The sequence below is a fragment of the Cupriavidus sp. JZ107 genome (assembly GCF_053903255.1).
In genome coordinates, this window is sequence record NZ_CP096481.1 from 2374856 (window position 1) to 2386901 (window position 12046).

Sequence of the window (12046 nt, forward strand, 5' to 3'; positions counted from 1 at the left end):
TTTGTTGCGGCCGCGTGCAGGCCTGAAGGCTGCAGCGTTACAGGAAGACGATCAGCGCGACGCCGGCGGCGATCAGGCCGAACTTGACCACGTAATAGACGTGGCGGTTCCACGCCTTCAGGCGGCGGCGATACTGGCCGCCCAGCCAGACGATGCGGAACAGCTTGTTGATCATGCCGGTCTGGTCGTTCTCGTCGTTCGGCGAACTGGCCGCGCTCATCACCTTGCGGCCCAGCCAGCGATTGATCTTGCCGGCCCAGCCATAGCGCATCGGCCGCTCGATATCGCAGAACAGGATCAGCCGGTTCTGGTCGCTGCGGTTCTCGGCCCAGTGCAGATACGTTTCGTCGAACACCACGCCCTGGCCGTCGCGCCAGCTGTGCCGCTCGCCGTCGACCTCGATGAAGCAGCGGTCGTCGTTCGGCGTGGCCAGGCCGAGGTGGTAGCGCAGCGAGCCGGCGAACGGATCGCGATGCGGATTGAGCTTGCCGCCCGGCGGCAGCTCGGCAAACATCGCGGCCTTGACGAACGGGAGTTCGCGCAGCAGCGCGACCGTGCGCGGGCACAGCTGCTCGGCCGACGGATGATGCGCCTCGTACCACTTCAGGTAGAAGCGCTTCCAGCCGTATTTGAAGAAGGAATTGAATCCGGCGTCGTCGTTCTTCTCGGCCGCCTTGATCTTGCGCATCGCGGCCAGCGCCAGCCCTTCGTCGCGGATCTCGGGCCAGGCGGCGCGCAGCTTCTCCAGTTCAGGGAAGCGCTCCACCGGGATGAACGGCGTGCGGGGGACGCCCGAGAAGGCGTACATGAAGCAATTGACCGGCGCGACCAGCGCCGAATGATCCAGCAATTGCCGCCAGATGCGCAGGCGCACCTTGCCGCGGAAATGCACATACAGAATCGCGCCGAGATAGGCCGCGACAATGATCCACTTGACCACCTCGAACTCTCCCTGAGCTGCCTGGTGCGAGACTGTTGCCGTGCGGGCAAAGGCACACCATTTGCAATGAAGGACCGTAGTTTACCTAAACGGCAGCCTCGGCGCTGGAGAGCGGGATCACGGCTTGCCGCGGGACCGGCGGGCGATGCGCTCGATCAGCGCGCGGGCGTCGTCGGGAGCGCCCTGCAAGGTCAGCAGACGCGCGTTCAGCACCATGTTTTCGAGGACCAGCTTGGCGGTCGACGCCCACATGGTCGCCAGCACCGCGTCGACCGGCATGCCGGCCGCTTCCATCGCCTGCGAGCGCTCGGCCACCAGGCGGCAGACCAGGGACCGCAGCGCGCCATCGTCGAACGGCAGGTTCGCATAGTCGATCGGATCTTCCTTCTCGACCTCCACCATCAATTGCATCAGCATGTCCTCGGTCATCGGCAGCTCCTTGCGGGATGATGCGGTGGCCCCAGCGGGGATCGGGCGGCGACGGCCGCGGGCGCGCGCCCATGCGACCGAAGCTACGGCAAACGGCGTCGGGCTGTCAATTCCGGGCCCTCGACCGGCGCGACGAATCGGTCCCGGCCAGCGATAGAAAACAGCCGCGCACACAGGCTGAACAAAGACCGGGCGCCGCGGTCAGACACGTGGTTCTCATTCTCGTTTTCAACGGAGATGCACAGACAATGACGAAGCGTTTGTTGTCCGCCATGCGGCAGTACGCGTGGTTCCGGGGAGTCAAGCACCACGTCGTCCAGGGCGTCGAGGCGCTGGCCGAACTGCTGAAGTCCCCTTCCGTCGCCGCCCGCGCGGTGGCCGCGATCATCGCCGAGACCGAGCACGGCGTACAGGTGTGGGTGTCCTACTTCGGCAAGCCGCTCGACCCGCATACCAATTACGTGCTGTGGCCCACCCGTGCGCTGAAGGCCGCGCGCCGGCGCATCGCGCTGCCTGTCTTTCCGGCCCGCGACCGACCCGAAGGGTGACGGCATTCGTGGTCATCGGACAGGCGCGCTGTAGGCCACGTCCCGACAGCAGGCTGGCCGGGGCCGCCACTAGAATGGACATCACACCGCCAACCCACAGCACGGAGGCCGAGATGGACATGCCCGAACCGGTACACGACGAAGCGCTGGTCAACCTTTACCTCGAGCGCATCTCGGCGCTGTCGGTCAGCGCGTTCGACGGCGCCGATGTCGGTGACGAACTGCAGCAGCTGATGACCGAGGCAGTCAGCGAATGCGACGCCAGCAAGACGGCGCCGGTCGGCAACAATCTGCAGGTCCTCGTGGCCAGGCTGCGCGAACGCGCGGAGGCCGCCGAGCGCGAAGATCAGCCGGCGATACGCGAAACCTTCGAAGAGGCGATCGCGCTGGCCGGCGGTTCCGCAGTGTAGGCGCGGCAAGGCGCGGGCGACTTAGCCCCGAACACGGAGTAACTGAAGGCGGTACTGGTCAGGGAGATACGCGAAGGGACGAAACTGCCAGGGACGAAACTGCGTGCCGCTGAGATGTCTGCACGGTACCTGATTCAGGGCCAGGTACCGTGCGTAACGACGACATCTCGGGAATTTGGTTGCGGGGGCAGGATTTGAACCTGCGACCTTCGGGTTATGAGCCCGACGAGCTGCCAGACTGCTCCACCCCGCGTCTGGAAGAACAACATTATGCAGCAATCGCGCCGCCATTGCAAGCATTATTGTTGGCCCGAACACCGGGTGCCACGCGTCAATCCATCACAACGTGACATGATCGGGCCGGGCACCCGCGTTTCCCGTAGCCGCTTCAGACCTCGGGCCCGAGAATGCGATCCACGCGCGCATAGCCCGCACTGAAGGCCGCGACCTCGGCCGCGTGGCGGGTCGCAAAGACCTGCTCGCCGCTCGAGATCATTTCGACGTCGCCGGCATCGCTCGGATCGCCGCCCTCCTGGCCGATGCGGACCTCGTAGCTCCAGCCCGCGGGTCCGCCGCCCTCGCGCTCGGACACCAGCACATAGACATCCATGCCGCGATAGTCCTCGACACGCCAGTCGTCGTCATGCATCGCGCCTCCTGCAATTTCGCCCGTACACAGTGTCAGGCTAGCCAGCGTGCGGCGCTGGCGCAAGGCGGCGAAGGCTGACGCGGCTGTCGGAGAACGGCGTAGTCGAAACGCAAATTGACAGTGGGCCCGCTCGATTCGTGCCATCATCTTCGCCATTGCACAACCCGCGTCAGCCGGCATTGCTCGCGGAGCCGCAAGGCCGGCCAGGACCCCGCACCAACGTCAACGCGTCATGGAAAATCGCAAGATGGACCGAATCGATCGACTGGAACAATCGGTGGCCCGGCTCGAGGGCGACGTGTCGATGTTGAAGACCGACGTGTCGATGTTGAAGACCGACGTGTCGACTCTAAAGACCGACGTCTCATCGCTGAAGACCGACGTCTCGTCCCTGAAGACTGATGTCGCCCACCTGACCACCAGTGTCGCGGACATCCAGACCACGCTGACGCGCCTCGACGCCAAGCTTGACCTCGGCGAGATCCGCGCCTCGGTCGAACGCGCGCATACCGACATCTATAAATGGGTGGCCACGCTGGCCATCTCCGTCGCCGCGCTGGGCTTCGCCGCCTACGCCGGACTGAAGGCCGGCGCCAACGTCCAGAGCGGCCGCCCGAGCGCGGCGGCAAACAGCGAGAATCCGGCCGCGCTGTAAGGGGAGCGTTCGATCGGCGTTGACGGCCACGCTGGCGGCCGGGCATCTGCGGCAATCCTGCTCCACCGGCAACTCCGGCAACACCGGCAACACCAAAACAAAAACGGCTTGGAGAGAAGACTCTCCAAGCCGTTCGTACTGCATGTAGGTGGCGCGGCTGGCAGGATTCGAACCCACGACCCCTTGGTTCGTAGCCAAGTACTCTATCCAACTGAGCTACAGCCGCACGCGAGAAAGAGATTATATCGCGTTATTTGTTTTTGGGAAGCCCCCTGCGCCATCTTTTTCGGCGTCACCGTTGCAGGCCGCTGTTCCTATAATGTCTGCCTGCCAAGAAGTGATCCGTACCATGAGCAAGGCTTTTGTCAAAGAACCGTCGGACGACGAAGACGACGACCTCCCCGAAGGCGCGACCCCGCTGCCTGCCGGCACCAAGAACTACATCACCGCGCAGGGCTATCAGCGGCTGCGCGACGAACTGATGCACCTGATCGACGTCGAACGCCCCGAGATCGTGCAGATCGTCTCGTGGGCCGCGTCCAATGGGGATCGTTCCGAGAACGGCGACTACCTGTACGGCAAGAAACGTTTGCGCGAGATCGATCGCCGCATCCGCTTCCTGACCCGCCGGCTCGACAAGGCCGAGGTGGTCGACCCCTCGCTGCAGGGCGACAACGATCAGATCTTCTTCGGCGCGACGGTCACATACGCCAACCAGGCGGGCGAGGAAAACACGATCACGATCGTCGGCATGGACGAGGTCGACCTGGACGCGCACCGCGTCAGCTGGATCTCGCCGATCGCCAAGGCACTGATCAAGGCCCGCGAAGGCGATACCGTGCCGCTGCGCACGCCCAACGGCATCGAGCAGATCGATATTCTGGAAGTCCGCTATCCGAAGCGCGGCGAGGCCTGAGGACTGAGGCGTCCCCGGTACCGACCGCGCGTCAGCCGTCGTTGCGGTCGCGGAAGATGCGGATGACGTCGGTGTTGCGGCGCAGGGCCCGCATCACGTTGGCCAGATGCAGGCGGTCGTGGACCTGGATCACGAACTGCATATAGGTCGCTTCCTGCCGCCCGTTGTCCTGGTGCTCCATCGCGACGTGCGCGACGTTGGCGTCGGCGGCGGTCAGGTCCGCCGCGACGCGCGCGACGATGCCCTTGACGTTGCGCACCAGGACCTTGATCGAGACATCGAAGGCGCGCGTGGTCTTGTTGGCCCACATGACCTCGATCCAGTGCTCCGGATCCTTGCTGTGCAGCCGCTTGGCGACCTTGCAGTCCTGCACATGGATCTGCAGCCCTTCGCCCTTGCCGAGATAGCCGACGATCGAATCGCCGGGGATCGGCCGGCAGCACGCCGAGAAGATCATCGACATGCCCTCGTCGCCGGTGATCGGCACCGCGGGCGCCTCCTCGCCGGCAAAGGTCTGCACCGCCGCCATCAGCGCGGTATCGAAGTCTCCCGACAGCTCCTGCAGCAGGATCTCCATGCGCTTGGCGACCACCGCCGGCACGCGCCGGCCCAGCGCCAGGTCGGCGAAGATGTCGTCGCGCTGCTTGTTGCCGGTCCACTGGATCATCCGTTCCCACACCGGCTGCGGCACCGCCTTCAGGTCGATGCCGAGCTGGCGCGCGGCCTGCTCCAGCAGACGCTCGCCGAGCTGGATCGCCTCGTCGAGCTTGGTCGTCTTCAGATAGTGGCGGATCGCCGCGCGCGCCTTGCCGGTCCGCACGAACGACAGCCAGGCGGGATTGGGCTTCGAGTACGGCGCCGTGATGACCTCGACGATATCGCCGCTCTTGAGCTCGGTACGCAGCGGCAGCAGCTCGTTGTTGATCTTGACCGCGACGCACTGGTTACCCAGATCGCTGTGCACCGCATAGGCGAAGTCGAGCGCCGTGGCCCCGCGCGGCAGCGCCCGGATATGGCCCTTCGGCGTGAACACATAGACCGCGTCCGGGAACAGGTCGATCTTGACGTGCTCGAGGAATTCCTGCGAATCGCCGGTCTGGCTCTGGATATCGAGCAGCGACTGCAGCCACTGGTGCGCCTGCTGCTGGATGTCGTTGATCTGGTCGGCGTGATGCTTGTACATCCAGTGCGCCGCGACGCCGGCCTCGGCGATCTGGTGCATCTCGCGCGTGCGGATCTGGAACTCGACCGGCGTGCCGAACGGGCCGACCAGCGTCGTATGCAGCGACTGGTAGCCGTTGATCTTCGGGATCGCGATGTAGTCCTTGAACTTGCCCGGCATCGGCTTGTACAGCCCATGCAGCGCGCCGAGCGCCATGTAGCAATGCATCTGCGTCTCGACCACCACGCGGAAGCCGTAGACGTCCAGCACCTGCGAGAACGACAGCTGCTTGTCATGCATCTTGCGATAGATGCTGTACAGCGTCTTCTCGCGGCCCGACAGCTCGGCCACGATGCCCGCGTTGGCCAGCGCGCTCTGCGCGGCCTCGAGGATGCGCGAGACCACCTCGCGGCGATTGCCGCGCGCCGCCTTGACGGCCTTCTCCAGCGTCGCGTAGCGGAACGGCGAGCCGACCTTGAATGACAGTTCCTGCAGCTCGCGATAGGTGCTGTTCAACCCGAGCCGATGCGCGATCGGCGCATAGATCTCCATCGTCTCCAGCGCGATGCGCCGGCGCTTCTCGGGCGGCACGAAGTCCAGCGTCCGCATGTTGTGCGTGCGGTCCGCCAGCTTGACCAGGATCACGCGCACGTCGCGCGCCATCGCCAGCAGCATCTTGCGGAAGCTTTCCGCCTGCGCCTGCTCGCGGCTCTGGAATTCGAGCTTGTCCAGCTTGGTCAGGCCATCGACCAGCTCGGCGACCTTGGGACCGAACTTCTCGGCCAGCTCGCTCTTGGTGATGCCCTGGTCCTCGATCACGTCGTGCAGCAGCGCCGCCATGATCGACTGCGCATCGAGCTTCCACTCCGCGCACAGCTCGGCGACCGCCACCGGATGCGTGATATAGGGCTCGCCGCTCTGCCGGTACTGGCCGAGGTGAGCCTCGTCGGAAAACTGGAAGGCCTCTCGGACGAGGGCCTGGTCGGCGGGCTTCAGGTAGCCGAGCTTCTCCATCAGCCCGGAGATGGAGATCACCTGTTGCCGCGGCGGCACCGCCGGCTGCGAGGTGGGGCCGAAGAAATGCCGGTACGTCTGCGCGAGGACCGCGTCGATGAAGAGACCGTCCGCCGCCTGAGCGGCCGGCGCGGCCACCGCGACGCCGCTGTCGGCCTCGCGCGGCTGCGTGGCCGGCACGCTGGCGGCGCGGCCCTTGGCGGGTGCCATCGCCGGGGCTACGGCGCGCTCGCCCACCACGTCGTCGCCCAGGGGATCGGGCAGGTTCGGCGCGCCGGTGCGCGCCGCGGCGCGCGTCTCCCCCGTGCTGCCCGGCTTGGGCGACGATCGCGAGGAAGAGCGCGGCGACGAGGGCATGATGGCGGCCTGTGGTTCAGACGTGGGCAACGAGTGCGATCAGGACAATCCGGTCGACCAAAGCGACGATCGGGCGGGATGCCAGGGTAGCTCGCAATGCCGTTGAAAACCGGGCCGCCGGCCGATCAGGTCGGAACCTTCTTCAGCATTTCGATGCCGACCTGGCCCGACGCGATCTCGCGCAGTGCCACCACGGTCGGCTTGTCCTTGGCCTCGACCTTCGGCGTGTGCCCCTGCACCAGCTGGCGCGCGCGGTAGGTCGCCGCGAGCGCGAGCTCGAAGCGGTTCGGGATGTGTTTCAGACAATCTTCGACGGTAATACGCGCCATATCAAATCTACCTTGAGACAGAACCTATGCGATGGCCGCCATTTTACCGCAGGTGGCCAGCGGCCCCGCGGCCTCGCATTCAGTGGATGCCGAGTTCGATGAACAGATCGGCGTGCCGCGCCTTCTGCGACGAGAAACGCAGCCGCGTGGCACGCACCACGCAGCGCAGCTTTTCCAGCGCTTCGTCGAACACGTCGTTGATGATCACGTAGTCGGCTTCGGAGGCATGCGCCATCTCGCTGCCGGCCGCCAGCAGGCGCCGCACGATCACGTTGGGCTCGTCCTGCCCGCGCTTGCGCAGACGCTCCTCGAGCGCGGTCAGCGACGGCGGCAGGATGAAGACCTCGACCGCGTTGGAGAAGCGCTTGTGCACCTGCTGCGCGCCCTGCCAGTCGATCTCCAGCAGCACGTCGTGGCCGTGCGCCATCTGCTGCTCGATCCAGACGCGCGAGGTCGCGTAGTAGTTGCCGTGGACCTCGGCCCATTCGAGGAAGTCGCCGCGATCGCGCGCCTCGCGGAAGGCCTCGATCGTGGTGAAGTGGTACTCGCGTCCGTCCTGCTCGCCCGGGCGCGGCGGCCGCGTCGTGTGCGAGATCGACAGGCGGATCGACGGGTCCTGCGCCAGCAGCGCGTTGACCAGCGTGGACTTGCCCGCGCCGGACGGGGCCACCACCATGAACAGGTTGCCGGGGTATACGGTGTCGATCGCGGTATGCGACTGCGCCGGCGCGCTGGCTTGCAAGTTCGCCGCAGGATGAGGCTGAGTAGGGTCGCTCATGTTCGTCATTCGAGATTTTGAATCTGTTCGCGCATCTGCTCGATCAGCAGCTTGAGCTCCATCGACGCATCGGCCAGTTCCTTGGCCGCGGCCTTCGAGCCCAGCGTGTTGGCCTCGCGGTTCAGCTCCTGCATCATGAAGTCGAGCCGCTTGCCAACCTGGCCGCCCTTGTGGAGGATATGCCGGGTCTCGTTCAGATGCGCCTCGAGCCGGGACAGCTCCTCGGCGATATCGATGCGGATGCCGTAGACGGTCGCCTCCTGGCGGATGCGCTCGCCGATCTCGTCGCGCGACATCGACGGCATGCCGTTCGGCGCGACCAGGTTGAAGGCCTCCTGCAGCCGCTCGGTCAGCTTCTCCTGATGCTGCGCGATCAGGTCCGGCACCGCCGGAGCGAGCCGCTGCACGATCGCCAGCATCGCGTCGATGCGGTCGACCAGCGTGGTCTTCAGCGCATCGCCTTCGCGGCGGCGCGCTTCGAGCAGTTGCGCCAGCGCGTCCTTGGCGGCGCCGAGCACCGCTTCGCGCAGCGCGTCCTGCGACAGCTCGGGCTCGATCAGCACGCCGGGCCAGCGCAGGATCTCGCCCATGCGCAGCGTGCCGGCCTGGTCGAAGGTCCTGGCGACGGTGGCTTCCAGCTCGCGCAGCTGCGCCAGCAGGCCGGTATTGAGCGCCAGCGCCGCGCCGCCCGCGTCGGTGCGCTGCAGATTGATGCGGCATTCGAGCTTGCCGCGCGACAGCTTGGCCATCAGCATCTCGCGCAGGGCCGGCTCGAACGCGCGGCACTCTTCCGGCGCGCGGAACAGCAGATCGAGAAAGCGCGAATTGACGGTGCGGAATTCGACCGACACGGCGGCGGTCCTGCCGCTGGGCGCGCCATGCGCGTCGGTCAGCGGTGCCTGGCGCGTCGCCAGGCCATATCCGGTCATGCTATGGATCATGGATTCGTCTCTTGAAGGGGCTGGCGGCGAGGGCCGCACGGCGCGGCGACCGCGGCCGGCCCGGCAGTGGGCCGACCAACACGGATTGAACACTGTATTGTAAAGAACTTTGCCCCGCGGCCCCCCGCCGCCCCGCTGCCGCGCCGCTGCCTTCGTGCCGCAGCGCAAGGCCCGGCGCGGCACCGCCGCCGCCAGCGTCCCCGGGCGCCCGGCGTTAAAATCGCGCCTGTTCCCGATTTTCCTTCCAAGAGAGCCTCCATGCGACCCAGTGGACGCGCGGCCGACGCGCTGCGCCCGATCACCCTGACCCGCCACTACACCCACCACGCCGAAGGTGCAGTGCTGACCGCCTTCGGCGACACCAAGGTACTGTGCACCGCCAGCGTGCTGACCAAGGTGCCGCCGCACAAGAAAGGCAGCGGCGAAGGCTGGGTGACCGCCGAATACGGCATGCTGCCGCGCGCCACCCATACCCGCTCGGACCGTGAGGCCGCGCGCGGCAAGCAGTCGGGCCGCACCCAGGAGATCCAGCGCCTGATCGGCCGGGCGCTGCGCTCGGTGTTCGATCTGTCCAAGCTCGGCGAATACACGCTGCAGCTCGATTGCGACGTGCTGCAGGCCGATGGCGGCACCCGCACGGCCGCGATCACCGGCGCCTTCGTCGCCGCCCATGACGCCGTTTCGGTGATGCTGCGCGACGGCCTGATCGCGGAAAGCCCGATCCGCGACTTCGTCGCCGCGGTATCGGTCGGCATGGTCGGCGGCGTGCCGGTGCTCGACCTGGATTACGCCGAGGACAGCGCCTGCGACACCGACATGAACGTCGTGATGACCGGCAGCGGCGGCTTCGTCGAGGTCCAGGGCACCGCCGAGGGCGTGCCGTTCTCGCGCGCGCAACTCGACGCGATGACGCAGCTGGCCGAGCGCGGCATCGCGCAGCTCGTCACGATGCAGCGCCAGGCGCTGAATCTGGCATGACGGCGGGCATGATGGCGAACTCGACCGCCGGCATCGCCATGCGCGCCGCGCAACGTCTGGTGCTGGCCTCGAACAACGCCGGCAAGCTGCGCGAGTTCGGCGCGCTGCTGGCGCCGCTCGGCTTCGATGTGGTGCCGCAGCGCGAACTCGGCATCCCCGAGGCCGAGGAACCGCACGTGACCTTCGTCGAGAACGCGCTGGCCAAGGCGCGCCATGCCAGCCGCCTGTCGGGCCTGCCGGCGCTGGCCGACGACTCGGGCATCAGCGTCGACGCGCTGGGCGGCGCGCCCGGCGTCTACTCGGCGCGCTACGCGCAGCTGGCCGGCAAGGAAAAGAGCGACGCCGCCAACAACGCGCATCTGATCGCCGAACTGGCGGGCCACGCGAATCGCCGCGCGCACTACTACTGCGTGCTGGTGCTGGTGCGCCATGCCGACGATCCCTGCCCGATCATCGCGGAAGGCCGCTGGGACGGCGAAGTCATCGACGTCCCGCGCGGCGACGGCGGCTTCGGCTACGACCCCTACTTCCTGCTGCCGGCGCTCGGCAAAACGGCCGCCGAACTGTCGGCGCAAGAGAAGAACCGCGTCAGCCATCGCGCGCTGGCCTTGCAGGCGCTGTGCGAGCGGCTGCGCCGGGATGCGGCCACGGATAGCGCCGCGGATACCGCCGCGCAAGGCCGGCCATGATTCCGATCGTCCCCGTCCCCGGTGCCACGCCCGCCCCCGCTTCGTCCGGCGGCGACAGCGTCGGCCTGTGGCTCAAGCCCGGGCAGATTTCGCTGCCGGCCTCGCCGCCGTTGTCGCTGTACGTGCACGTGCCCTGGTGCGTGCGCAAATGCCCGTATTGCGACTTCAATTCGCACGCGGCGCCCGACGGCAGCGAGATTCCCGAAGCGGCGTATCTGGACGCGCTGCGCGCGGACCTCGAGCAGTCGCTGCCGCTGGTATGGGGGCGCCCGGTGCATACGGTCTTCATCGGCGGCGGCACGCCCAGCCTGCTGTCGGCCGCCGGCATGGACCGGCTGGTGTCCGACCTCCGCGCGCTGCTGCCGCTGGACGCCGATGCCGAAATCACGATGGAGGCCAACCCCGGCACCTTCGAGGCCGAGCGCTTCGCCAGCTATCGCGCCAGCGGCATCAACCGGCTGTCGATCGGCATCCAGAGCTTCAACGACGAACACCTGCAGGCGCTGGGCCGCATTCACGGCGGCGCCGAGGCCCGCGCCGCGATCGACATCGCGCTGCGCCACTTCGACAACGTCAATCTGGACCTGATGTACGCGCTGCCCGGGCAAACCCTCGCGCAGTGCCGGCAGGACGTCGAGACGGCGCTGTCGTACCGCACCACGCATCTGTCGCTGTACCACCTGACGCTGGAGCCGAACACGCTGTTCGCGCGCTTCCCGCCGGCGCTGCCGGACGACGACACCGCCTACGAGATGCAGGACTGGATCGAGGCGCGCACGGCCGAAGCCGGCTATCGCCATTACGAGACCTCGGCCTATGCGCAGCCGCATCGCGAGGCGCGCCACAACCTGAACTACTGGCGCTTCGGCGACTACCTCGGCATCGGCGCGGGTGCGCACGGCAAGCTGTCGTTCCCGCATCGCGTGCTGCGCCAGATGCGCTACAAGCATCCGGCGACGTATATGGCGCAGGCGATGGCGGGCAACGCGGTGCAGGAAGCGCGCGACGTCGATGCCGCCGAGCTGCCGTTCGAATTCATGCTGAATGCGCTGCGGCTGACCGACGGCGTGCCGGCGAGCCTGTTCCATGACCATACCGGCCTGCCGCTGCATGCGATCCGCCGCGAGCTGGCGCAGGCAACCGACAAGGGATTGCTGGACCCGGACCCGACCGTGATCCGTCCAACCGAGCTGGGACGGCGCTTCCTGAACGATCTGCAGGAGATCTTCCTGAAGTCTTGAGTGGCAGCGG

14 protein-coding genes and 2 tRNA genes are annotated in these 12046 nt (G+C 66.9%); 7 read left to right on the plus strand and 9 right to left on the minus strand.

All coding sequences use genetic code 11. The features are described 5' to 3' along the window. Nucleotides 1-37: 37 nt before the first annotated feature. Both lpxO and M1D55_RS20405 read right to left on the minus strand, forming a co-directional pair. Nucleotides 38-940: a lipid A hydroxylase LpxO gene (gene lpxO, locus M1D55_RS20400; protein ID WP_456281695.1), complete on the minus strand. Its 903-nt coding sequence runs from the start codon at nucleotides 938-940 to the stop codon at nucleotides 38-40. Between the two features lie 117 nt (nucleotides 941-1057). After that, nucleotides 1058-1369: a hypothetical protein gene (locus tag M1D55_RS20405; protein WP_006579275.1), complete on the minus strand. Its 312-nt coding sequence runs from the start codon at nucleotides 1367-1369 to the stop codon at nucleotides 1058-1060. Between the two features lie 248 nt (nucleotides 1370-1617). Here M1D55_RS20405 and M1D55_RS20410 point away from each other — a divergent pair, with 248 nt between their 5' ends. Beyond that, nucleotides 1618-1917, plus strand: a complete 300-nt coding sequence (locus M1D55_RS20410) for a hypothetical protein (RefSeq protein ID WP_006579276.1) — start codon at nucleotides 1618-1620, stop codon at nucleotides 1915-1917. Between the two features lie 119 nt (nucleotides 1918-2036). Then, nucleotides 2037-2327: a hypothetical protein gene (locus M1D55_RS20415; protein ID WP_456281696.1), complete on the plus strand. Its 291-nt coding sequence runs from the start codon at nucleotides 2037-2039 to the stop codon at nucleotides 2325-2327. Nucleotides 2328-2503: 176 nt separating this feature from the next. Here M1D55_RS20415 and M1D55_RS20420 read toward each other — a convergent pair. Both M1D55_RS20420 and M1D55_RS20425 read right to left on the minus strand, forming a co-directional pair. After that, nucleotides 2504-2580 (minus strand) — tRNA-Met (locus M1D55_RS20420). Between the two features lie 135 nt (nucleotides 2581-2715). Next, nucleotides 2716-2976, minus strand: coding sequence for a hypothetical protein (locus M1D55_RS20425; RefSeq protein WP_006579278.1), 261 nt, complete (start codon nucleotides 2974-2976; stop codon nucleotides 2716-2718). Between the two features lie 247 nt (nucleotides 2977-3223). Here M1D55_RS20425 and M1D55_RS20430 point away from each other — a divergent pair, with 247 nt between their 5' ends. Then, nucleotides 3224-3631, plus strand: a complete 408-nt coding sequence (locus tag M1D55_RS20430) for a hypothetical protein (protein ID WP_456281697.1) — start codon at nucleotides 3224-3226, stop codon at nucleotides 3629-3631. Nucleotides 3632-3780: 149 nt separating this feature from the next. Here M1D55_RS20430 and M1D55_RS20435 read toward each other — a convergent pair. Then, nucleotides 3781-3857, minus strand: a tRNA-Arg gene (locus tag M1D55_RS20435). 123 nt (nucleotides 3858-3980) lie between these two features. Between M1D55_RS20435 and greB the strand changes: the two genes are divergently transcribed. Further along, nucleotides 3981-4547 (plus strand): transcription elongation factor GreB, encoded by a 567-nt coding sequence (gene greB, locus M1D55_RS20440; RefSeq protein WP_006579280.1) that lies wholly within the window; start codon nucleotides 3981-3983, stop codon nucleotides 4545-4547. A 31-nt stretch (nucleotides 4548-4578) separates the two neighbouring features. Here the strand turns inward: greB and M1D55_RS20445 are convergent, their stop codons facing one another. From M1D55_RS20445 to M1D55_RS20460, 4 genes are all read right to left on the minus strand, one after another. Next, nucleotides 4579-7080, minus strand: coding sequence for a RelA/SpoT family protein (locus tag M1D55_RS20445; RefSeq protein WP_232204735.1), 2502 nt, complete (start codon nucleotides 7078-7080; stop codon nucleotides 4579-4581). Nucleotides 7081-7205: 125 nt separating this feature from the next. Next, the gene (gene rpoZ, locus M1D55_RS20450) at nucleotides 7206-7409 is read right to left on the minus strand and encodes a DNA-directed RNA polymerase subunit omega (RefSeq protein ID WP_006578656.1); all 204 of its coding nucleotides are present in this window, start codon (nucleotides 7407-7409) and stop codon (nucleotides 7206-7208) included. A 79-nt stretch (nucleotides 7410-7488) separates the two neighbouring features. Next, nucleotides 7489-8187, minus strand: a complete 699-nt coding sequence (gene gmk / locus M1D55_RS20455; RefSeq protein ID WP_456281698.1) for a guanylate kinase — start codon at nucleotides 8185-8187, stop codon at nucleotides 7489-7491. A 5-nt stretch (nucleotides 8188-8192) separates the two neighbouring features. Continuing rightward, nucleotides 8193-9128, minus strand: a complete 936-nt coding sequence (locus M1D55_RS20460; protein ID WP_456281699.1) for a YicC/YloC family endoribonuclease — start codon at nucleotides 9126-9128, stop codon at nucleotides 8193-8195. 258 nt (nucleotides 9129-9386) lie between these two features. On the opposite strand from M1D55_RS20460, the gene rph reads away from it, so the two are divergent. The 3 genes from rph to hemW are packed head-to-tail and all read left to right on the plus strand — an operon-like array spanning nucleotide 9387 to nucleotide 12036. Then, nucleotides 9387-10106: a ribonuclease PH gene (gene rph / locus M1D55_RS20465; RefSeq protein ID WP_456281700.1), complete on the plus strand. Its 720-nt coding sequence runs from the start codon at nucleotides 9387-9389 to the stop codon at nucleotides 10104-10106. Between the two features lie 8 nt (nucleotides 10107-10114). Next, nucleotides 10115-10795: an RdgB/HAM1 family non-canonical purine NTP pyrophosphatase gene (rdgB, locus tag M1D55_RS20470; protein ID WP_456281701.1), complete on the plus strand. Its 681-nt coding sequence runs from the start codon at nucleotides 10115-10117 to the stop codon at nucleotides 10793-10795. Further along, the gene (gene hemW, locus M1D55_RS20475; RefSeq protein ID WP_456281702.1) at nucleotides 10792-12036 is read left to right on the plus strand and encodes a radical SAM family heme chaperone HemW; all 1245 of its coding nucleotides are present in this window, start codon (nucleotides 10792-10794) and stop codon (nucleotides 12034-12036) included. The genes rdgB and hemW overlap by 4 nt, the downstream gene beginning before the upstream one ends. The last annotated feature ends 10 nt before the right edge of the window (nucleotides 12037-12046 follow it).